The 22,137-nt window shown below is 59.4% G+C and carries 19 protein-coding genes; 6 read left to right on the plus strand and 13 right to left on the minus strand.

Annotated elements, in window-relative coordinates; all coding sequences use genetic code 11:
* Nucleotides 1-80: 80 nt before the first annotated feature.
* From gcvPA to rlmB, 3 genes are all read right to left on the minus strand, one after another.
* Nucleotides 81-1,415, minus strand: a complete 1,335-nt coding sequence (gene gcvPA / locus EST62_RS00800; protein ID WP_129050216.1) for an aminomethyl-transferring glycine dehydrogenase subunit GcvPA — start codon at nt 1,413-1,415, stop codon at nt 81-83.
* A gap of 29 nt (nt 1,416-1,444) precedes the next feature.
* On the minus strand, nt 1,445-1,828 hold the full coding sequence (gene gcvH / locus EST62_RS00805; RefSeq protein ID WP_129050217.1) for a glycine cleavage system protein GcvH: 384 nt from the start codon (nt 1,826-1,828) through the stop codon (nt 1,445-1,447).
* A 190-nt stretch (nt 1,829-2,018) separates the two neighbouring features.
* Nucleotides 2,019-2,792, minus strand: a complete 774-nt coding sequence (rlmB, locus tag EST62_RS00810; protein ID WP_129050218.1) for a 23S rRNA (guanosine(2251)-2'-O)-methyltransferase RlmB — start codon at nt 2,790-2,792, stop codon at nt 2,019-2,021.
* Nucleotides 2,793-3,034: 242 nt separating this feature from the next.
* Here rlmB and nifJ point away from each other — a divergent pair, with 242 nt between their 5' ends.
* The 4 genes from nifJ (at nt 3,035) to EST62_RS00830 (ending at nt 8,261) form a co-directional block, all read left to right on the plus strand.
* Complete coding sequence (gene nifJ, locus EST62_RS00815; RefSeq protein WP_129050219.1) at nt 3,035-6,589, plus strand: pyruvate:ferredoxin (flavodoxin) oxidoreductase; 3,555 nt, start codon at nt 3,035-3,037, stop codon at nt 6,587-6,589.
* A 340-nt stretch (nt 6,590-6,929) separates the two neighbouring features.
* Nucleotides 6,930-7,349, plus strand: a complete 420-nt coding sequence (locus EST62_RS00820; RefSeq protein WP_371414665.1) for a winged helix-turn-helix domain-containing protein — start codon at nt 6,930-6,932, stop codon at nt 7,347-7,349.
* Nucleotides 7,350-7,357: 8 nt separating this feature from the next.
* A complete protein-coding gene (locus EST62_RS13610) occupies nt 7,358-7,912 on the plus strand; it encodes an IS630 family transposase (protein WP_256372340.1) in 555 nt (184 codons plus the stop codon).
* An 85-nt stretch (nt 7,913-7,997) separates the two neighbouring features.
* Nucleotides 7,998-8,261 carry a DUF2442 domain-containing protein gene (locus EST62_RS00830; protein WP_129050221.1) on the plus strand — a complete coding sequence of 88 codons (264 nt, stop codon included), beginning with the start codon at nt 7,998-8,000 and terminating at the stop codon, nt 8,259-8,261.
* A 3-nt stretch (nt 8,262-8,264) separates the two neighbouring features.
* On the opposite strand, the gene EST62_RS00835 is transcribed toward EST62_RS00830, so the two are convergent.
* From EST62_RS00835 to EST62_RS00875, 9 genes are all read right to left on the minus strand, one after another.
* Nucleotides 8,265-9,983, minus strand: a complete 1,719-nt coding sequence (locus EST62_RS00835; protein ID WP_129050222.1) for a tetratricopeptide repeat protein — start codon at nt 9,981-9,983, stop codon at nt 8,265-8,267.
* Nucleotides 9,976-11,016, minus strand: coding sequence for a Holliday junction branch migration DNA helicase RuvB (gene ruvB / locus EST62_RS00840; protein ID WP_129050223.1), 1,041 nt, complete (start codon nt 11,014-11,016; stop codon nt 9,976-9,978). Before ruvB ends, EST62_RS00835 begins: the two co-directional genes overlap by 8 nt.
* Nucleotides 11,017-11,035: 19 nt before the next feature.
* Entirely contained in the window at nt 11,036-12,001 is a 966-nt protein-coding gene (locus tag EST62_RS00845; protein WP_129050224.1) for an ABC transporter permease, read from the minus strand.
* A 4-nt stretch (nt 12,002-12,005) separates the two neighbouring features.
* Nucleotides 12,006-13,790, minus strand: a complete 1,785-nt coding sequence (locus EST62_RS00850; protein WP_371414663.1) for a peptide-binding protein — start codon at nt 13,788-13,790, stop codon at nt 12,006-12,008.
* Nucleotides 13,774-14,802 (minus strand): HPr(Ser) kinase/phosphatase, encoded by a 1,029-nt coding sequence (gene hprK / locus EST62_RS00855; RefSeq protein WP_129050225.1) that lies wholly within the window; start codon nt 14,800-14,802, stop codon nt 13,774-13,776. Before hprK ends, EST62_RS00850 begins: the two co-directional genes overlap by 17 nt.
* Nucleotides 14,803-14,879: 77 nt before the next feature.
* Entirely contained in the window at nt 14,880-15,206 is a 327-nt protein-coding gene (gene hpf, locus EST62_RS00860; protein ID WP_129050226.1) for a ribosome hibernation-promoting factor, HPF/YfiA family, read from the minus strand.
* Nucleotides 15,207-15,302: 96 nt separating this feature from the next.
* Nucleotides 15,303-16,313: a tyrosine-type recombinase/integrase gene (locus EST62_RS00865; RefSeq protein ID WP_129050227.1), complete on the minus strand. Its 1,011-nt coding sequence runs from the start codon at nt 16,311-16,313 to the stop codon at nt 15,303-15,305.
* Complete coding sequence (locus EST62_RS00870; RefSeq protein ID WP_129050228.1) at nt 16,310-17,149, minus strand: DUF4905 domain-containing protein; 840 nt, start codon at nt 17,147-17,149, stop codon at nt 16,310-16,312. The genes EST62_RS00865 and EST62_RS00870 overlap by 4 nt, the downstream gene beginning before the upstream one ends.
* A complete protein-coding gene (locus tag EST62_RS00875; RefSeq protein ID WP_129050229.1) occupies nt 17,146-17,880 on the minus strand; it encodes a methyltransferase in 735 nt (244 codons plus the stop codon). Before EST62_RS00875 ends, EST62_RS00870 begins: the two co-directional genes overlap by 4 nt.
* Nucleotides 17,881-18,079: 199 nt before the next feature.
* Here EST62_RS00875 and queF point away from each other — a divergent pair, with 199 nt between their 5' ends.
* The gene (gene queF / locus EST62_RS00880; protein WP_129050230.1) at nt 18,080-18,433 is read left to right on the plus strand and encodes a preQ(1) synthase; all 354 of its coding nucleotides are present in this window, start codon (nt 18,080-18,082) and stop codon (nt 18,431-18,433) included.
* 76 nt (nt 18,434-18,509) lie between these two features.
* Here the strand turns inward: queF and EST62_RS00885 are convergent, their stop codons facing one another.
* A complete protein-coding gene (locus EST62_RS00885; protein WP_129050231.1) occupies nt 18,510-19,130 on the minus strand; it encodes a photosystem P840 reaction-center cytochrome c-551 in 621 nt (206 codons plus the stop codon).
* 208 nt (nt 19,131-19,338) lie between these two features.
* On the opposite strand from EST62_RS00885, the gene EST62_RS00890 reads away from it, so the two are divergent.
* Nucleotides 19,339-22,104, plus strand: a complete 2,766-nt coding sequence (locus EST62_RS00890; RefSeq protein ID WP_129050232.1) for a phosphoenolpyruvate carboxylase — start codon at nt 19,339-19,341, stop codon at nt 22,102-22,104.
* Nucleotides 22,105-22,137: the final 33 nt, after the last annotated feature.

A 22,137-nucleotide genomic window follows, 5' to 3' on the forward strand; every position in this document is an offset into this window, starting at 1 on the left:
TAGGACCTATACGACCTATAGGTCCTATAATGAAAAAAGCCGCCCAAAGAGGCCGCTTTTTTCATTTCTCGCGAGGCTTTTCAGCCGAAAGCGGCAAGTTCGCTGACGAAGCTGTCGAGTTCCTCTTTCGTGCGTTTTTCGGTGACGGCGACCAGCAAGCCATCTTCTCCCCATGCGGAGAGATCGACACCGGCGAACACCTTTTTCTCCAGCATCTTCTCGATGATCGTCGCCGCCGGAACGGGCGTTTCGACCACGAATTCGCGGAAGAACGGCGCGCTGTACTTGAGCGCGAAACCGGGAAGTCCGGCGATGCGGTCGGCCAGGTAGTGCGCCTTCTGCATCGAGCGGTTGGCGACCTCCTGAATTCCCTCCTTGCCGAGCAGCGAGAGGTGCACCACCGCCTGCAACGCGCAGAGCGCCTGGTTGGAGCAGATGTTCGAGGTGGCCTTTTCGCGTCGGATGTGCTGCTCGCGAGTCTGGAGCGTGAGAATAAACCCGTCGTTGCCATCCTTGTCTTTGGTCATGCCGACCAGTCGGCCCGGAATTTTGCGCACGTATTTCTGGCTGACGGTCAGAATGCCGAGGTACGGCCCGCCGAAGCTCTGCGCGTTGCCGACCGACTGACCTTCGCCGACGGCGATGTCCGCGCCGTAATTGCCCGGCGCTTCCAGCACGCCGAGGGAGACCGGATCGGCGGAGACGATAAACATCGCGCCATTCTTTTTCGCAATTTCGCCAATCGCTTCGACCTCTTCGAGACAGCCGTAGAAGTTCGGCTGCTGCACGATCACTGCGGCGGTTTCGGAAGAAACCAGCGCTTCGAGCGCCGCGACGCTGCCGATGCCGTTTTCGATGCTGTTCTGGACGATGGGCCGGTCGCCCGCGGCTTCAAGGTAGGTTTCGAGCACCTGGCTCGTGTAGGGGTGCAGCTTGCCAGCCACCACGATGCTGTTGCGCCCGGTGGTGTTCAGGGCGATCAGCGCCGCCTCGGCCAGCGCGCTCGCGCCGTCGTACATCGAGGCGTTGGCCACGTCCATGCCGTACAGGCGACACATGGCGGTCTGGTATTCGTAGATCGCCTGCAAGGTGCCCTGCGACACCTCGGCCTGATATGGCGTATAAGCCGTGTAGAATTCGCTCCGCGAGGAGATGGTTTTGACCGCCGCCGGAATGAAGTGGTCGTAAGCGCCCGCGCCGAGGAAGCTCACGTGATCGCAAGTGGCGGCGTTGCCCGACGCCATCTTTTCGAGCAGACTTTTCACCTCCGGCTCGCCCATCGCAGGAAAAAGGTCGAGCGCCTTTTTGAGGCGAATCTCTTCGGGAATGTCAGCGATCAGCGCCTCGAAATTCTCGACGCCGATTTCGCGCAGCATCTCGGCCCGCTCGGCATCGGTATTGACAATGAAAGGCATGGTTGCGTATTGAAATTCAGTTGAAAATCTTACTCGCCGATCAGGGCGCTGTAGTCCGCCGGAGAGAGCAGCGACTCGACCGACTTGGGATCGTCCAGCTTCATCTTCACGATCCACCCCTCGTTGTAGGGATCGGAGTTGACAACCGCCGCATCGTCGAGCGCACCGTTGACCTCGACAATTTCACCCGCCACCGGAGCGAACAGGTCGGCCACGGTCTTGACCGCCTCGACGGTACCGAACGCGCCGTGCGCCGCGACCTTCGTGCCGACAGCTTTGGTTTCGACGAACACGATGTCGCCAAGCTCGGACTGCGCGAAATCGGTGATGCCGACCACAGCGGTCACGCCGTCATCGAGAAGCTGGAGCCATTCGTGGTCTTTGGTATAGCGGAGATTGTCCGGGATGTTCATGGCGGAACGCGATTTAAGTTGCTTTGAGGTAGTGAACAAATGATGTTCAAGGTAACATTTTTTCGGCGCTGCGAAAACAACAGCGACCAAAGGGACGCAAAGGACAGCAAAGACAACAGGCTGAAAAACTGCTCCTGTTTTCAGCCTTCTGTCCACCAGGTCCACGCCGTCCACTTCGTCCACCGCTCCCCTACCCCAGCCGCTGGCGCATGGCTTCGTACAGCATCACGCCTGCCGCCACGCTGACGTTGAGCGACTCGACGCAGCCGGCCATCGGGATGCGCACGATCTGGTCGCAGCGCTTGCGGGTCTCCGAGCCGAGGCCGCTGCCCTCCGCGCCCATCACGAGCACCGTCGGGCGCGTCCAGTCGAAGTCGGTGTGGTTGTGCTCGGCCTCCATGTCGGCGGCCACGACGCTGAATCCGCGCTCACGCAACAGGTCGAGCGTCTTGACCACGCTTTTGACCTTGCAGACGCGCATGTGCGAGAGCGCGCCCGCCGATGCTTTGTGCACACTCGCGCTGATCGGCGCTCCCTTGCCGTCGATCATGATGACCGCGTCGGCGGCTACCGCCTCGGCGGTGCGGATGATCGCCCCGACGTTGTGCGGGTCTTCGAGGCCCTGCAAAACGACGAGCAGCAGCGAACTGTTGCGCGGCGCGGCGAGCACCTCGTCGAGCGTGTAAAAGGTCACGCTGGTCAGAAGCGCGCAGACGCCCTGGTTTTTGGCCGTGCCGGCGATGAGCGAGAGCTTCTCCATGCGCGCCTTGCCGCAGGGAATCCTCAGGCGACGGGCCGTGATGATGATCTCCTTGAGCTTGGGATGGTTGGTGTTGAACTGGAGATAAATCTTCTCGACGCTCTCAGGCTTTGACTGCAACAGCTCGATGACGGCATTGCGGCCATAGACGACCTGTTCCTGAGGTTCCGGAGCCGGGATTTCGGCGTGGTCTGTTCTGTCCAAAAATCAGAAAAGTTAGATTTGCCGGGACTTCGTCCCGCCTGCCCGTCAGATGCAAAAAAAGCGTATCATTGAGCAAAAGCTATAATAGTATTCACGATTGAAACTATATTAGTTTTTTTTCCTATCTTCGGAAGCACACTCGAAGCTTTTTCTCACCTGCGAACGTAACTTTCCCGTTCTTTCGTAGTTGTACCCATCGAGGATCACACAGTCCCAACAATCATAATCCAGCTATTGATCGTATGACCCGGACATTCAAGACAATGGAGGGGAATGAAGCGCTTGCTCATGTCGCCTATCGCACGAACGAAGTTATTTCGATATACCCGATCACTCCGGCCTCACCGATGGGAGAATACTCCGATGCCTGGGCCGCAGTCGATGTAAAAAACATCTGGGGAACCATACCGCTCGTCGATGAGATGCAGAGCGAAGCGGGCGCGGCGGCTGCCGTTCACGGCGCCCTGCAGACCGGTGCGCTGACGACCACCTTCACGGCCGCCCAGGGTCTCTTGCTGATGATCCCGAACATGTACAAAATCGCCGGCGAACTGACCCCCTGCGTGATCCATGTGTCGGCGCGTTCGCTGGCCGCGCAGGCGCTCTCGATCTTCTGCGACCACGGTGACGTGATGGCGGTCAGGGGCACCGGCTTCGCACTGCTCGCCTCGTGCTCGGTGCAGGAGGTGATGGACATGGGGCTGATTTCGCAGGCCGCCACGCTCGAATCACGAGTGCCGTTCCTGCACTTCTTCGACGGCTTCCGCACGTCGCACGAAATCTCCAAGATCGAGGTACTCTCGGACGCCGAAATCCGCTCGATGATTAACGATGATCTGGTGATCGCGCACCGGATGCGCCGCATGTCGCCGGACGAGCCGATCATCCGCGGCACCTCGCAGAATCCGGACGTCTATTTCCAGGCGCGCGAGAGCGTCAACAGCTTCTACAACGCCTGCCCGTCGATCACCCAGAAGGCGATGGACCAGTTCGCCGAGATGACCGGCCGCAGCTACAAGCTTTACCAGTATTATGGCGCTCCGGACGCCGACCGCATCATCATCATGATGGGCTCTGGCGCCGAAACCGCGCTCGAAACCGTCGAGTACCTGAACAACCAGGGCGAAAAGGTCGGTCTGGTCAAGGTGCGTCTCTACAGACCGTTCGACGTGGCGACCTTCATCGCTTCGCTGCCGTCGAGCGTCAAGTCGATCTCGGTGCTCGACCGCGTCAAGGAGCCGGGCAGCGCTGGCGAACCGCTCTACCTCGACGTCATCAACGCCGTCGCAGAGTCGTACCAGGATGGCAAATGCGTCTCGATGCCCAAAGTTGTCGGCGGACGCTACGGCCTGTCATCGAAGGAGTTCACCCCGGCGATGGTCAAGGGTGTGTTCGACAACATGAAGGCAGAAGCGCCGAAGAACCACTTCACCATCGGCATCGACGACGACGTAACCCGCACCAGCCTCGCCTACGACGAAACGTTCTCGATCGAGCCGGACTCGGTCTTCCGCGCGCTCTTCTACGGCCTCGGTTCTGACGGCACGGTCGGTGCGAACAAGAACTCGATCAAGATCATCGGCGAGAACACCGACAACTACGCGCAGGGTTTCTTCGTCTATGACTCCAAGAAAGCCGGTTCGATCACCACCTCGCACCTGAGGTTCGGTCCCGAGCAGATCCGCTCGACCTACCTCATCACCGAGGCCCAGTTCGTCGGCTGCCACCACTGGGTCTTCCTCGAAATGATCGACGTGGCCAAGAACCTCAAGCAGGGCGGCACGCTGCTCATCAACTCGGTCTATTCGCCGGAAGCGGTGTGGAACAAGCTGCCGCGCCTCGTGCAGCAGCGCCTGATCGACAAGCAGGCAAAGCTTTACACCATCGACGCCTACAAGGTCGCCCACGAAAGCGGCATGGGCCAGCGCATCAACACCATCATGCAGGCTTGCTTCTTTGCGATTTCTGGCGTGCTGCCAGGTGAAGAGGCGATCGAGAAGATCAAGGACGCGATCCGCGAGACCTATGGCAAAAAGGGCGACGAAATCGTTCAGCAGAACATCCAGGCGGTTGACGACACGCTGGCCAACCTGCACGAAGTGATGATCGGCGCGGTGGCCGACAGCACGAAAGAGCTGCGCGCTCCCATCGTCGGCGACGCGCCGGAGTTCGTCTGCAACGTGCTGGCAAAGATCATTGCCGGCGAGGGCGACTGCCTGCCGGTGAGCGAACTGCCGGTCGATGGCACCTATCCGGTCGGTACCGCGAAGTTCGAGAAGCGCAACCTGGCGATGGAGATTCCGGCTTGGGTGCCCGAGCTTTGCATCGAGTGCGGCAAGTGCTCGATGGTCTGCCCGCACGCAGCCATCCGCATCAAGGTCTATGAGCCGGAGCATCTCGAAAACGCGCCGGAGACCTTCAAGAGCCTCGAAGCCAAGGCCGCCAACTGGAAAGGGATGCGCTACACCGTTCAGGTGGCTCCCGAAGATTGTACCGGCTGCCAGCTCTGCGTCAACGTCTGCCCGGCCAGGGACAAGCAGGTCGAGGGACGCAAAGCGCTGAACATGCACGAGCAGGCTCCGCTGCGCGAAACCGAAGCTGCCTGCTGGAGCTTCTTCATCGACCTTCCGGAGTTCGACCGCAACAAGATCAATCCGAGGCACATCAAGGAGCAGCAGCTCCAGCAGCCGCTCTTCGAGTTCTCGGGCGCTTGCTCCGGCTGCGGCGAAACGCCGTACGTCAAGCTGATGACCCAGCTCTTCGGCGACCGCCTCGTCATTGGCAACGCCACCGGCTGCTCGTCGATCTACGGTGGCAACCTGCCGACCACGCCCTATGCGTCGAACCCGCAGGGTCTCGGACCAACGTGGTCGAACTCGCTCTTCGAGGACACGGCGGAGTTCGCGCTTGGCTTCAGGATTTCCATCAACAAGCAGCAGCAGTTTGCGCTGGAGCTGGTCAAGAGGCTGGCAGGCGAAATCGGCGAAACGCTCGCTACCGGCATTCTCGAAGCCTCGCAGCAGAGCGAGCCGGAGATTTTCGAGCAGCGCGAGCGCGTGGCCGTGCTGAAAGAGAAGCTCCAGCAGATGAAGTCGCCTGAAGCGAAAAACCTGCTCTCCGTGGCCGACATGCTGGTCAAGAAGAGCGTCTGGGCGGTTGGCGGCGACGGCTGGGCCTACGACATCGGTTACGGCGGTCTCGACCACGTCACCGCCTCGGACAAGAACGTCAACCTGCTCGTGCTCGACACGGAGGTTTACTCCAACACTGGCGGTCAGGCCTCGAAAGCCACGCCGAAAGCCGCGGTCGCCAAGTTCGCCGCCGCGGGCCGGGTCGCCACCAAGAAAGACCTTGGCCTGATCTCGATGTCCTACGGCAACGCCTATGTGGCCAGCGTCGCCATGGGCGCGCGTGACGAGCAGACGTTGAGGGCCTTCCTCGAAGCCGAGGCATACGATGGCCCGTCGATCATCATCGCCTACTCGCACTGCATCGCGCACGGCTTCGACCTCGCGGCGGGTCTGGAGCATCAGAAAGCGGCGGTCGATTCCGGCCACTGGCTGCTCTACCGCTACAATCCGGAGCGGCGCAAGGAGGGTTTGAATCCGCTGATGCTCGACTCGAAGAAGCCGAAAATCCCGGTCGCCCAGTTCCTGAACATGGAGAACCGCTTCAGGATGCTGAAGAAGACCCATCCCGACCTCGCCAAACAGTACTTCGAGGCTATCCAGCATGAGGTGGACGCCCGCTGGGCCCACTACGAACACCTCGCCAACCGCTCGGTTGAAGGTGAATGATACACTGAACGTACAGTAGCAGAAAAAGGCGTCCCGACATGTGAGGACGCCTTTTCTGTTTTATGCAGAACGAATCCCGCATCCCGACGCTCCGCCGACTGGCGGAGGGAATCGCATAAAGCCAAACGACGGAAACAGCCTCTCAACTCACGACAGGCCTAACTATAGTCAAATACGGAATTTATCATTGAAAATGGCAAGGTAATTCCAATTTTAAAACAATAAGACTATTATATACCCATCAACAAAAAAATGAGGGTATATGGCACGACCGGCGACAGGCAAGGAGGTTCTGGCAAGAGCAAAGGAAGCTTTAGCCAAAGCGCGAACCGTAGAACAGATGCGCGAGGCTCAAGCGGTAATCTTGCCACTGGAACATGGTTTATCGATGGATCAGGTAGGCGCAATCCTTGGTATTTCAAGAGGTTGGGCCTGTAAACTCAGGCGGCGCTTTATCCAGTCCGTCGGCAAGCCGCAGACGCCGAAACAAAAGCGTGGCGGTCGCCGAAGGGAAAACATGACACTCGAAGACGAGGTTGAATTCCTTGCTCCTTTTTTCGATAAAGCGGCTCGTGGCGGCATCCTGGTCGTCGGCGAAATCAAGCAGGCGCTCGACAAGCGATTGGGCCGAACCACGGCGCTCGCCTCGACCTACAATCTGCTGCACCGGCACGGCTGGCGCAAGCTTGCGCCGGACAAACGGCACCCGAAAAGCGATCCCGAAGCGCAGGATACGTTTAAAAAAACTTCGGGAACCTGATTTCCACGATCGACAAGGAGTGGTCTGGCGCCAATAAAGACGGTGCGCTTCGGGTGATGTTTCAGGATGAGGCGCGGTTCGGTCGTATCTCCGATACGCGGCGATGCTGGTGCCCCCGCCCAATTCGTCCGTTGGCGCAAGCGATGGTAACACAACAATATACCTATGCTTACGCTGCGGTGTCAGTGAGCGATGGTATACTGGATACGCTGATTCTGCCGCATGTCAATAGCGAATGCATGCAGCTTTTTCTTGATGAAGTCGCCGCCAGACACCCGAAAGATCGAATCGCCATGATCCTCGATGGCGCAGGCTGGCACAAGTCGTCGACGCTGAAGATCCCGAAGAACCTGTTGTTGGTTTCATTGCCACCCTATGCGCCAGAACTCAACCCTGTCGAGCATGTGTGGGATGAACTGCGCGAAAAAGCATTCGGCAATCTGGTCTTCGACAGCATCGAAGCTCTTGAAGATCAGTTGGAAGTTTCGTTGAAAGCGATGGAGCTGGATACACCGAGAGTGCATTCTATCGTCGCTTGGCCTTGGATTATTAGTGCTTTATAGATTTAGAAATGGAATAACATCTATCGTCATCCAGCCTGTCAAAGGCAAAAAGGTCTTGCCGCGAAAAAATAGACAGGAGAATCAAATGATTTCGGATGAACAGGTGATTTGGATAGAGCAGGCCAACTACCTGGGCGACTACAGGCTGGAGCTGTTCTTTAATGACAATACCAGTCAACAGATTGACTTTTTTCCGTTTCTTTCATCGTCTCGAAATCCCCTCATCAGGAAATACCTCGATATTGAGGAGTTTCGTAACTATTCTCTGGATGAAGGCGATCTGCAATGGAATGATTATGATCTTTGCTTTCCGATCGCTGATCTTTATGAAAACAGCATCATCCGCTGATATTCACCGCTTCTTCACGTTCTTCGCCTTCTCCAGCATCTGCCGCGCTTTGGCTTCGTTGCCGAGTTTCCGGTACGCCTCGGCGAGGTGACGGTACACCTCGGTTTCATCGATGCCGGTGGCGACCGCTTTTTCGAGAGTCTGCCGGGCGAGCTCGTGGTTGCCGAGTTTGAAGTGTACCCAGCCGAGGGTGTCGAGAAAGACGCCGCTGTCCGGTTCGAGCATCACGGCGTTGGTGGCCAGACGCAACGCCTGCCGGAGCCTGATGCCCTCTTCGGCAAAGAGGTAGGCGAGATTGTTCATGGCGAGGGTGTTGTGCGGATCGAGTTCAAGCACCCGCTCGTACGCCGCTCGGCTACGCTTTTTCATGCCGAGCAGATCGCAGGCCATCGCCAGATTGGTGTTGGCCTGTATCAGAAGATTCTGATCGGGCTGCGGCTTGGCCGCTACCACCGATTCAAGCACGACAACCGCCCTGCGCAGTTCACGGGAAGAGAGCAACAGGGAGCCTTCGATGACGCGCCACCGCTGCCTCTGCCGGGGAAACATTCGCCTGACGTTGGCCAGCAGCTCGAACGCCTCGCGCTTTTGGCCAAGATCGAACTGCGTGGTGATGAGGTACTCCCACGCCGTCGCATTGCCGGGATCGAGCTGAACGGCTTTTCTGAAAAGCACGGCCCCCTCCTGCTGCCGTCCGTGCATCGCGCCATACATCCCCGTCAGCATGATAAGTTCGCTGTCATGCGGGCGGCGGACGATCAGCTCATTGAGCAGAATCCGGGTTGGCTCAACGTAGAGCGAATCCTTGCCCGAACGCAAAATATAGAGCTTGGCGAAATCGTACAGCTTCTCCGGCGGCATTGAGGCCTTGTCGAAAAAATCGATCACGGCGCGATGATACTCGACCGTGCGCCCGCCTTCGATGTAGTGGTCGAACAGCGCGATCCGGAAGGCGATATTGTCGCGATCGGACTCGATCAGCTCCCGGAGCGTCCGAACGGCCAGCGCCTCCTGGCCGGTTTTCACGTAAAGCCCGGCAAGCGTGATGCCGACTTTCCGTTCATTTCCACCAAGCCCGAGCAACTGCCTGGAGGTCTCGATGGCTTCAGGATAGCGTTTGAGTCCGATTTCGAGCGTCAGGGTCTGGATAAGCGCGGCTTCGTTGTACGGATCGATCCGCGCAGCCTTCTCGAACACTTGAAGCGCCTGCTCCGGCCGTTTTGCTGCCAGGTATTCAAGCCCTTGCAGATAGAGAATATCGGTGCGATCAGGCTCCAGAACCGACTCCTGCCCGTACAGCGCCGCCGCCCGGTCGTAGTCGCGCATGTCATGGGCCACGCCGGCCAGATACCGCAGATAGTAGCGGTTCGAGGGATCGAGCTTGACGGCTGCTTCGCCATACACCCGCGCCGAGTCGAGCACGGCCAGGCGGAGCCAGGATTTTGAGATCGAATAGTTCACGGCGGCATTGCCAGGCGTTTTGGCTATCACCTTTCTGAACAGGTCGATGGCCTCCCAGTAATCCCCCTTCATATCGAGAAAAAGACCCTGCGCGTATTCGGGCAAACCGTCGGAAGCGGCGGCAGTTGACGTGCTGGACGTCGCGGTGCTCTCCCGGCTCGACGCCGCCTTTGCCGGTGAAGCCGACAGCGCCGCGCCGACAAGAAGCGCCAGCAGCGCGACAAGCCGCCGGAACACAGCGATGCGACAGGGCCTATCCATCGCGACCTTCGGCGGCGTCGAACAGCGGCCCCTCGCCGGAGATGCCCGGATGGGAGAAGCGGCTCATGGCGAGCCGGGTAGCGACGCGACCCCGTGGCGTCCGGGCGAGGTAGCCCATCTGGATGAGATAGGGTTCATAGACCTCCTCAATGGTGTCCTGCTCCTCGCCCACCGAAACGGCGAGCGACGCCACGCCGACCGGCCCACCGTTGAACTTGCGCACGATCGCTTCGAGGATTTTCTTGTCCATGTCGTCGAGGCCACCCTCGTCGATTTCGAGCGATTCGAGCGTGTGGCGGGCGACGGCGAGCGAAATCGACTCTTCACCCCCCACCTGCGCGAAGTCGCGCGCGCGGCGCAACAGGCGGTTGGCGATGCGCGGGGTGCCTCGCGAACGGCGGGCGATCTCCATCGCCGCGTCCTCATCGACGCCGATGTTCAGAATGCCCGCCGCGCGGACGATGATGCCCTGGAGGATATCGGGGGTGTAGTAGTCAAGGCGGTTGTTGATGCCAAATCGCGCCCGCAAGGGCGAGGTCAACAGGCCCGCCCGCGTGGTCGCGCCGACCAGCGTGAAGGGTTCGAGCCTGAGCTGCACCGCCCGCGACGCCGGGCCGCTGTCGAGCAGGATGTCGATGCGGTAATCCTCCATCGCCGAGTAGAGGTACTCCTCGACCGCCGGGGCGAGCCGGTGAATTTCGTCGATAAAGAGGATGTCCCCCTTTTTCATGCTGGTGAGCAAACCGGCGAGGTTGCCCGCCTTGTCGATGAGCGGGCCGGAGGTGATCTTGATGCCTCCGCCCATCTCGGCGGCGATGATGTGCGCCAGCGTGGTCTTGCCGAGGCCGGGCGGGCCGGAGAGCAGCACGTGGTCGAGCGCCTCGCTGCGCTTGCGCGCCGCGGTGATGAACACCTTCAGGTTGTCGGTCAGCTTTTTCTGACCGGCGAAATCGCCCATCTTCTGCGGCCGTATCTGCTCCTCGAAGCGGACTTCCGTCGCGTCCGGAGCGGTATTCAACGCTTCAATCCTCACTCAGGCTCACCATTTTGATTCACAGTTTGATCCTCGGATCGACCACCGCGTAGAGCACGTCGGCCAGGAGATTACCGAAGACGATCATCGTGCCGGAGACGAAGGTGTTGGCGATAATCAGCGGATAGTCGCGGGCGAAGATCGCCTCCACGGTCACGCGCCCCATGCCGGGGAACGCGAAAATCACCTCAATGAAAAGCGCCCCGCTGAAGATGAACGGCAGCGAGCTGCCCATCAGCGTCACCACCGGCAGGAGCGCGTTGCGCAGCGCGTGCTTGAGAATCACCACCCGTTCGCTGAGACCTTTGGCCCGCGCCGTGCGAACGTAGTCCTGCCGGATCACCTCCAGCATACTGCCGCGTACGTAGCGGGCGATTCCGGCGGAACCGTTGATGCTCAGCACCGTCACCGGCAGGGCAAGATGCCAGATTCTGTCCATGACGAAGCCGAACGCGCCGTAGCTCTCCGCGCCGATTTCGTTGAGGCCGGAGACCGGGAAAAGCGGCCACTTCAGGGCGAAAAGGATAATCATCATCAGGGCGAGCCAGAACTCCGGCATGGAGTAAAAAAAGAGCGCCGTGACAGTCAGGAAGCGGTCGAGAAAGCTGTTCTGCCTCACCGCCGAGATCACGCCGATGATGATGCCGAAGGCGAAGTTGGCGATGAGCGTGAGCACGGCGATGGTCATCGTCACCGGCAGCGCCTCGGCAATCACCTCGATCACCGGCTGCTGGGCGCGGCTGAAGCTGCGTCCGAAATCGCCGTGCAGCACGTTGCCGAGCCACTTGACGTACTGCACCGGCAGCGGGTCGTTCAGCCCATACTGCTGGCGGATCTGCTCGGCGACGTTGGGGCTGATGCCCGGCTGGATGAAGAACGCCGCCGGATCGCCCGGCGCGAGCCGGATGATGAAGAAGGTCAGGGTCAGCACCCCGAAGATGAGCGGCACGGCGATCAGCAGCCGTTTGAGAATATATCTGAGCATTTCGTTACGGCGCGATTGACGGTTTCAGCGTCCAGTCGTCGATGTTGTAGTAGGTTCCGGAGATATTGAGCTTCGCCCCCTGGATGCGCTTGCTGAAACCCTGCGTCTCGCGAATCCAGTACAGGAAGGTGATCGGCTGCTCTTCGTGCAGAATTTTCTGGTACTCGATCCAGTAGGGGCGGGCCTCCTCGGTGCGCATCTTGTTCTTGGCAAGCTCGCAGAGCTGGTCGATCCTCGGATTGATGAAGCCAGGGAAGTTGAAGCGGCTCTTTTTCAGATCGGAACCCCACACGTCGAGCGGATCGATTTCGAGACCGATCGCCCAGCCCGCCATCCACGCGCCGAGCTTGCGCTCCTGAAGGTTCTGGAAAAAGACGTTCGACTCCTGAATTTCGATCTTGCAGTCGATGCCGATCTGGCGCAGGTTCTGCTGGATGATGACGCAGGCGTAGTTCCTGCGGGCGTTTCCGGCGTTCGTGTAGAGCGAGAAGCTGAAGCGCTTGCCGCTCTTCTGCCGGATGCCGTCAGGCCCCGGAAGCCATCCCGCCTGTTCGAGCAGCTTGACGGCCTGCGCCTGATCGAAGCCGTAGGGCTTGATCGAGTCGTCGTAGGCCCACTTCAGCGAGGGCGAAATATCGGTTTTGGCGATGACGCCGTAGTCGCCGAGATAGCCGTCGATGATCGACTGCCGGTCGATGGCCAGCGTCAGCGCGCGGCGCACGGCGGGATCGCCAAAGAGCGGATGCGGGCGCGCCTTGCCGGTGCTGTTGTAGTACTCGCCGTCGATATTCTGCCACCCCACATAATCGTAAACCCGCAGACCGATGGTCTTGATATCGACATTCGGATTGGCTTTCTGCACGGCAGCGAAATCCTCCGGCTTGACGTTTTCGACCACATCAACGTCACCCGTCTGGAGCTGCGCGAGCCGGACGGTGTAGTCGGGAATGATGCGGTAGATGATGCGCTTGATGTTGCCCGGCTTGGGCAGGTTGCAGGAGGCGCTCGACGAGAGCACGAGCGACTGCTGCTTGTTCCAGGCCGCGAGGCGGTACGGCCCCGCGCCCACCGGCTGCTGGTTGAGCTTCGACTCGCGGAACTCCTGCGGCTTGACGTTTTTCCAGAGATGCTCCGGCAAGGGCGTCAGCGAAGTGTGGAAGAGCGCCAGATGCTCCGGCACCGGTTTGTAGAAATGGAAAATCAGCGTGGTGTCGTCGGGCGTTTCGATGGCTTTGTCGAAATCGACGACACCCTTGTCCGCGCCGACCAGCTCGGAGAGGAACTGCTGGCGCGGGCTGGCGATCACCGGATTGCCGTAAAGCCGGTAGGCGAACTTGAAGTCGCGCGAGGTGATCGGCTGGCCGTCGGCCCACTTCGCGTCACTCCTCAGAATGTAGGTGATGGAACGATGGTCGGGCGACATTGTCCAGGTTCGAGCCAGCGCGGCTTTCGGCGACTTTTCGTCGGAATTTCCCGACGAGGGACGCAGCCTCTTTTCAAGCGCGAGATAATTCAACAGGCCGGTCTTGGTATCGAACTCGCCCTGCAGGAGTCCCGGATAGATCAGGCCGGTGATCTCGCTCGACGTGAGCGACGCCCCGATGACCGGGTTGAGGTAATCGGCGTCGCCGAGCATTCCGATGACCAGCGTACTGTCCCTGGCTGCGCCCGAAAGCGCGCCCGCCTTGCCACCGGACTTCGAGCAGGCCGTCAGGAGCGTTGCCGACGCAAGCAGGAGGAGGAGGAGGAGCGGCGCGAACCGGAAGCGGCGCTTATTCGATTTCATCATCATACTCTTCGGAAATGGTTGTCGGAGCGGGCGCGTCGGCGCGATCCTTGTTGATAACGTTGCGGATCCTGTCGGTCAGCGCCTCGGCGGGCACATACCCGGCGTAACGCTTCAGGAGGAAGTTCAAAGCCACCACTTCGATAATGACCGTGATATTCTTGCCGGGAAAGATCGGAAGCTGCACGAGCGGCAGTTCGACGCCAAGCATCTTCACCAACTTCTGGTCGAGGCCAAGCCGTTCGTATTCGGCCTCCCGGCTCCATTCGAGCAGCTCGACCACCACCTGCACCTCTTTGGAATCGCGAATTGCCCGGATGCCGAAGTTGGCCCGCACATCGACCACGCCAAGTCCGCGAATCTCCATGAAGTGGTCGATGATGTTGTTGCGCTGGGCGACCAGCGTCTTGGTCTCCCCCTTGCGCTTGACCACCACGACGTCGTCAGCCACCAGTCCGTGGCCCCGTTCGATCAGGTCGAGCGCCACTTCCGACTTGCCGAGGCCGCTCTTGCCGGTCAAAAGCACGCCGACCCCATAGACATCGACCATCGAACCGTGAAACTGCTGGTAAAGCGAGAACTCTTCGTCAAGAAAATCGGTGATCGAGTAGATGGTCTTGGTCGAGGAGCAGCGGGTGACATACACCGGAATCCCGGCGCTGGTGGCCATGTCGATCAGTTCCGGTTCGAGCTTGTTGTTGCTGGTCAGAATAATGCACGGAATCCTGAAGCTGACGAAAATAGCGAAGGCCTTGCTGCGCTCTTCAGCGGAAAGATGGTTCAGATATCGGGTTTCGGTGTTGCCGAGAATCTGAAGCCGCTTGTAGGTGAACAGTTTGGTAAAGCCCGCGATAGCCAGGCCGGGTCGATGAAGATCGCGTTCGGGAATGCGCCGTTTCTGCGCATCGACCTCGTTGAGAGGCCGAAACTTGATATCGAACCGCTTCTGAATGTTCTCAAAAAAATAGGCGACCGTGACCGATCGCTTCCTCAGGCCTTTCTGATCAAAATTCATGCTCGGCAGATCATGGTTTTCGGGAAGCCTCATACCATAACAGGGCCAGCATGCTGACCCTGTTACGACGACTTATTTCAGATATTGCGTTGCTTGTCCTTGAGTTTTTTGAGCTGTCTCTCCAGCACATCGAGACAACTGTCAATTGCCTGTTCGTAGGTCGGAGCCGACTCTCTGGCCACGAAATCGTGCTGTGGCACATGAACGGTGATTTCGGCCATCTTGTTCTGCTCGTGATCGTTTTTCTGGTGATCGAGAATGACATGACAGTTGAGCGCACCCGAATAGAACTTCGAAAGCCCCGAAGCCGCATCACGCGCGTACTCTTCTATGCCGCCGTGATTGTTGGAATGACGAAGAGTGACCTTGACGGAAACCGCATCACTGGTAACTGAGTTTGTCATACCTGCCTCCCTTGAAAGAGTTGAAATACCTTGAAAGAACGGGGCCGACATCGCTCATGCCTGTCTGGCGGGCACATGCCGGTCATTACCAAAAAATCAGGCTCTCGGATGCGCTTTGGCGTACGCCTCCTTCAGCCTGTTGAATGTCACATGGGTGTAAAGCTCCGTGGTCGTCAGGCTGCTGTGGCCCAGCATTTCGCTGACGCTTTTCAAGTCCGCGCCGCCGTTGAGCATGTGTGTCGCAAAAGTGTGCCGGAGCATGTGGGGATTTTTCCTTTCCGATTCGGTGACCGCTGAGAGATAACGCTTTGTCATTCTCTGCACAAGCATGGGATATATCTGTCTGCCTTTTGCCGTAACGAAGACTCTTGAAGCCTCGCCGACCCCCTCTTCTGATATTCTAAAGAAGTTTCGCCGGACTTCAAAATAATTTCTGAGCGCCACGGCGGCGGGTTCTCCGAGTGGCACGATCCGCTGTTTGCGCCCCTTTCCGGTAACTTTCAGAAAGCCGTGCACAAAATCGACATCGGCGTTTTCCAGGCCGGTCACCTCCGACAGGCGCAGGCCGCAGCCATAGAGCACTTCAAGCACCGCGCGGTCTCTGGCGAACTCGAACTTCCGCGCTTCACCCTTCTGTCCCTCTTCTCTGCCGACACTCTGTTGAGATGACGGCGGAGGCTGGTCAAAAAGCCTCGAAGCCTCGTCTTCGCTCAGAAAGTCGGGCATTTTCCGGTCGAGCCTCGGCGTCATGACCAGTGAAAGCGGCGAGCGCTCGATTCTGCCGGTGTCGAGCAGATATCGGTAAAAGCTTTTGATCGAGGCGAGCTTGCGCGCGATCGAACGAGGCTTGATGCCGCTGTCGAAGAGGTGGCCCATGAAACGCCTGACATCGGGGACTTCGACCAGCTCCGGATCGACGGCGGACATTGCTTCGAGCCCACTCTCCTGTTTCAGAAACCCGAAAAACTGGATAAGGTCGGTGGAGTAAGCCGTCACCGTTTTGGGGGAAACGTTGCGAGCCGATTGGAGATGCGCGAGAAACTCGTCGAGCCACCGGCAATCGGCGGAACTCTTTTGTGCGGATTGACTGGAACTGCTTCTCTTCATGAAACTTCGAGGCTGACGAGCACCTCTCGCTCTTTGATGTAATACAATCGTTTGTCCTTCATCAGAAAACCGTTGAAAACCGGCATCGGTTCCCCGGCGGCCATCACGGCCTCATGGACAAGGCGATCACCTGCGCGGACGCTCAGCGTAGCGACCCAGCCGGGAACACCCTCCGCGCCGCTCTTCATCCGATGGCGCACGGTGACGCTCGTCGCGCCGAGGGCGATGCGCTCGACGTGGCCTGCCTCGTCGAGCGCGGCATCGGGAAGCAGAATGCCCTGCCACGCCTCTTCGCTTTGCGCCGCGTCGCGGAGCTGGTTGGGGCGCTCGTGCGCCGTGCCGAAGTGTTCGAGTTCGCGCCCGGTCTCAGGATCGACGAGCCAGTAGTCCCGCTCCGGAAAACCCGCGAAGACGAGTGACCGATACGTGAGTAACGCATCGCCGAGATTTGCGGTGAAGACCAGATCGGGACGGCTCCACGCGACGCGGCCCGCAGCCAGATCAACCGCCCAGATGCCCTGATGCTCCGGGCTGCCCGGCTGGTAGGTGTGACAGAAAAGCAGGCCACCGTGAACCGTTTCGAGTCCGATCATCCAGCCGTCTCCAACCAGAACCTCGTCTTCGCCACTCTTGTGAGTCAGCACGAAATCGTCGCACAGCACGCGGCCCGTGGACGCTTCGAGGCAAAAGAGCGAGGCCTTGCGCTGCTCCGGAAAGCGCTTGATGCCCATCACCGTATCGTTGCCGAACATCAGTTGCCAGACAAGAGCGCCGTTGCCGCCGCTCCACGACCACTGCTTTCCGGCTTCTGGCTGCCCTGAAACTTCAGTGTTCATACCTTCGCCCGTTGCAGTTTGTAAATCGTCACGGCCACGGTCTGGTCGCCATCGGCGTCGAACATGCGCGTCTCTGCGACTTCGAATCCATTCTCGTGCACCAGTTCGAGAAACTGATCGGCAAGCCGCCGCCTCGGATCGGCGATGTACGCCGAGCCGCCCGGAGCCAGCAGGGCGTTGATGGCCGTAACGATGGGCAGCAGATTGAGCCGCTCGTAGAGCACGTCGGCAGCAATGACGGCATCGAACTTCTCGTCCCCCTTGACCAGACGCCAGTCGAGGCGGCAGGTATCGAGCTGCACGCGATTTTTCAGCGCGTTGAAGGCGACGAACTTCAGCGCCTCGGTCGAGTAATCGGTGCAGAGCACACGCGCGCCGGTTTTGGCGGCGGCGATGCTCGCCATGCCGACCCCGGCTCCGAGTTCGAGCACCGACTTTCCCGCCAGCTCCCCGGTCTGTACGATCTGGCGGGAGAGCGTCACGGCAGCGGGCCAGATTTCCGCCCAGTAGGGCATCTGTTCATCCTTCACGAACGCTGCAGGATCAATGCGATCAAGGAGTGCGTAACTGTCGAGCACGGAGAGAAAGGTAAAATCGCTCTGGCCGAAGCGGTGCGAGACCTCCCGCAGATCGTACTCGGCGACAAGCTCCGCTCGCAGGCGGGCCAGTTCATCGTCGATAGCCGCATCCAGGCGACCCATCACCGGCACGGTATATCTTTCAAAAGGCATGGATTGTACTCAAAATTGCAAAGATTGAGACGAAGCTAAAAACTTGCCGGACACCCCGATTGCCGCGTTCTCCCGGCAACTGTCGGGACTCACTCGAACCGCTCAAGACACTTTTTAGAGTCGCCCTGTCATGAAAGTCACTTCCGTTTTCTATTTTGCAGCGCTATCGCGAACCACTTCAACCCACACCGCAAAACCCATGAACAAAGAGATCATCGAAGTTTTCGACAACACCTGGCCCGGCAGGGACTACACCATCGAGATCGTCAACCCCGAATTCACCTCGGTCTGCCCCAAAACCGGCCTGCCGGACTTCGGCACGATCACGATCAACTACGTACCCGACAAAAGCTGCATCGAGTTGAAGTCACTCAAATACTACTTCCTCGAATTCCGCAACGCCGGAATCTTCTACGAAAATATCACCAACAGGATTCTCGACGACCTGGTCGAAGCCTGCCAGCCAAAGAGGATGACCGTCAAAACCGACTGGAACGCCAGGGGCGGCATCACCGAAACGGTCACCGTAAGCTACAGCAAAAGCGAAGAGTAACCCCCACCAATGCAGAACGCCCCGGAAATCCGGGGCGCTGCTGAGATGAAACCTCTGTTCTGAATTCCGCAGGGAATCAGTACTTCTCCTGAAGCCAGGTTCCGATGGTATTGATTTCTTCCGCGGTTATGCCAGAACCAGGGAACTCCTGCATTCTCTTGACGATAAGCCTGACCTGACCAGTTTTCTTGAACTTGGTGCGAAAAGCGTCAGCGACAGAACCAAGGGTATGGCACTTGTTGCACTTTGCATCGGTCAGCTTCTCGGCTGCGGCGAAATCGAAATCAGCCGGAACCGGAGGGAGATCGCTCGTTGCAGCCGGCTTGTTGAGGAATTCGCTGAGTTGCTCGACGCTGCGGATGGACTTTCCGTCCAACGTAGTGGTACGTCCTCCCTCCCAGTAAAACCTGAGGCTGAAGAACATCACCATGACGATCACGAAAATGCTCAGTGGGAAGCTCAGGAACCACTTGTCGCTGATGGCTCCGGACATCTTGCCAAGACCCATGATAATGAGAGAAGCGCAGAAAATGAGGAGGAACCATCCCATGAATGACTTCAGCGGAACCAGAGCAGGAATAGAATTCGGCGCCGGAATATAGCCGGTCAGGAAAGAAACAGCAAAAAACAAGGTTCCCATTAAGACAGCCCCGATTATTGCCAAAGCAATAAGCTTACCGTTTGACTTTTTGTCCATGACAGGTAATGGATTAGGTGTTAGCCGCTTTCAAGATTTATTGAGAAAGATAAACATTATTGACAAAGAGGACAAACATTTAAACCTAAAAAGCGTCAAACATTATCGAGCATCCCGCCCGTCGTGAATTTGGCATTTTGCTTGCAGCCGCGCGATACGTAAGTTTCATGGCAGTCTTCGCCATTGACCAACCAGGATCCCCCGTACCATGATCACCTCAACGACCAGCGTCGTCGATTTCGACAAAGCCGCACTCGATTTCCGTTACCTGCTCGACTGCTTCATCGAGGTGCTGAACAGTCTCGGCCAGGAGGCGCTCGCCCAACACATCGGCGGCGAGAGCAACGCGCCGATCAGGGAGTTCAGCCAGGCCGAACGCGCCATCCAGGCCTGGTCGATCGTGTTCCAGCTCCTCAACATGGCCGAGGAAAACTCCGCGTCGCAATACCGCCGCCGCCTCGAATCGACCGAGGGGGTCGAGTCACTCAGCGGCCTCTGGGGCGAGGCGTTGCGCCACCTGAAAAACCTCGGCGTCACCGAAGCCGAGATCGCCGCCGAGCTTCCCGAAATCGAGGTCGAGCCAACCCTCACGGCGCATCCGACCGAAGCCAAGCGCCGCACCGTGCTCGAACAGCACCGCGAGCTGTACCTGTTGCTCGTCAAGCGCGAGAACCGCATGTGGACGCCCGCCGAGCGCGACAAAATCCGCGCCGACATCAAGGTGGTGCTCGAACGGCTCTGGCGCACCGGCGAAATCCTGTTCGAAAAACCCGAAGTGAGCACCGAGCGGCAGAACGTGCTGCACTACCTGCACACCATCTTTCCCGACATTCTGCCCATTCTCGACAGCCGCCTCGAAAAGGCGTGGGCCGTGGCGGGATTCGACCCGGCAATCACCGCCGATCCGCGCAACCTGCCGCGCCTGAGCTTCGGAAGCTGGGTCGGCGGCGACCGCGACGGCCATCCGCTCGTCACCGCCGAAACCACGCGAGAGACGCTCCGGGAGATGCGCCGCCATGCCATTGTGCTCGTTCGCAGCCAGCTCGAATGGCTCGCCTCCATGCTCAGCCTATCGGGCCGCTTCCAGTCCCCCTCCGGAGCTATGGAGGAACGCATGGAGACGATGCGCCACAAACTCGGCGATGACGGGTTGACGGCCTTCGAGCGGAACCTGCACGAGCCGTGGCGGCAGTTCGTCAATCTCATGATCGAGGCTCTTCCCGACGAGAGGGCGACGCCGCTCGACGGAACAACGGAATCCGGGCGCTACTGTTACCACCGCCACGCCGAGCTGCTCGCCGACCTGGAGCTGATGATGAGTTCGCTCACGGCCATCGACGCGCGGAACATCGCGCTTGGCGACGTCGCGCCGGTCTATCGCATCGTGCAGACCTTCGGCTTTCACCTCGGACGGCTCGACATCCGCCAGAACAGCCGCTTCCACGACCTGGCCCTTTCGCAGCTCATGACGGCGGCGGGCCTCGACGGCAAGGGCTTTCCCGAATGGAGCGAAGAGGTGCGTCTCGCGTTCCTCGACCGGGAACTGCTCTCGCCTCGCCCCTTCACCCACCCCGACATGCACACCGGCCCGGAGGCCGAAACCGTGCTTGCCTGCTACCGGGTACTCTTCGACCACTACCGGCAGTTCGGCCCCGACGGCATCGGCTCGCTGATCGTCAGCATGACGCGCAACCTCTCCGACCTGCTGGTCGTTTATCTCTTCGCCCGCGAGGTCGGCCTCATGACGCCGCACGGCGACGGCGACGCCTGCCCGATTCCGGTGGTGCCGCTCTTCGAGACCATCGACGACCTCGAACGCAGCCACGACATCCTCGACCGCTTCCTCGCGCACCCGGTCACCCGTCGCAGCATCGCCTTGCAACAGGAGCTGCACGGACGAAAGAAGCCGGTGCAGCAGGTGATGGTCGGCTACAGCGACAGCAACAAAGACGGCGGCATCGTCACCAGCCTCTGGAGCCTCTACCGCTCCGAGGAGCGGCTGATCGAAGCGGGCCGCAAGCACGGCGTCGATGTGCTCTTCTTCCACGGACGAGGCGGCAGCATCAGCCGCGGGGCCGGGCCGACCCACCGCTTCATCCGGGCGCAGCCGCACGGCTCACTCGACGCCGGACTCCGCGTCACCGAGCAGGGCGAAACCATTTCGCAAAAGTACGCCAACCGCATCAGCGCGGCGTATAATCTCGAACTCTTCCTGGCAGGAGTCGCCGAAGCGCGGCTCGACCACCGCAAGGAGGGCTACCGCCCGCACCCGCTCGAAAAGGTGATGGACACGCTCGCCCACAGCAGCAACAAAGCCTACCGGCAGCTCATCGAAGCCGACGGGCTGATCGACTTCTTCCGCCAGGCCACGCCGATCGACATCATCGAATCGAGCCGCATCGGCTCGCGCCCCGCCCGTCGCACCGGGCGGCAAAGCCTCGAAGACCTCCGCGCCATTCCGTGGGTCTTCAGCTGGAACCAGGCCCGCTTCGGCATCTCCGGATGGTACGGCGCAGGCACGGCGCTCGAAGAGCTTCGCGCCACCGATCCCGAAACCTTCGAGGTGATGCGCAAAAGCGACTTCTCCTGGGCGCCGTTCCACTATATTATAAACAACATCGCCACCAGCATATTGTCGGTCGATCCGTGGATCATGGAGCAATACGCCGCGCTGGTGGAGGATCGAGCCATCCGCGAAAACCTGCTCGGCATGATCCAGGCCGAATACCTCCGCACGATGCGCCTGATCGAGCTGATCTACGGCGGCCCGCTCAGGGAGAAGCACTTCAACGTTTACCGCTTCATCGAAACCCGCCAGGAGGGCCTCGGCAAACTGCACCGCTTGCAAATCGACCTGCTCAAAAGCTGGCGAGCCGCCAAAGCCAGCGGCGACGAAGAGCTGGCCGATTCGCTGCTCCCCGAACTGCTGCTCACGGTGAACGCCATATCGGGAGGATTGCGGACGACGGGGTGAAAAGAGCCTTGCCGGGCAAGCATTGAGCAATCC

Source organism: Chlorobaculum sp. 24CR, from assembly GCF_004118635.1.
GTDB lineage: Bacteria > Bacteroidota > Chlorobiia > Chlorobiales > Chlorobiaceae > Chlorobaculum.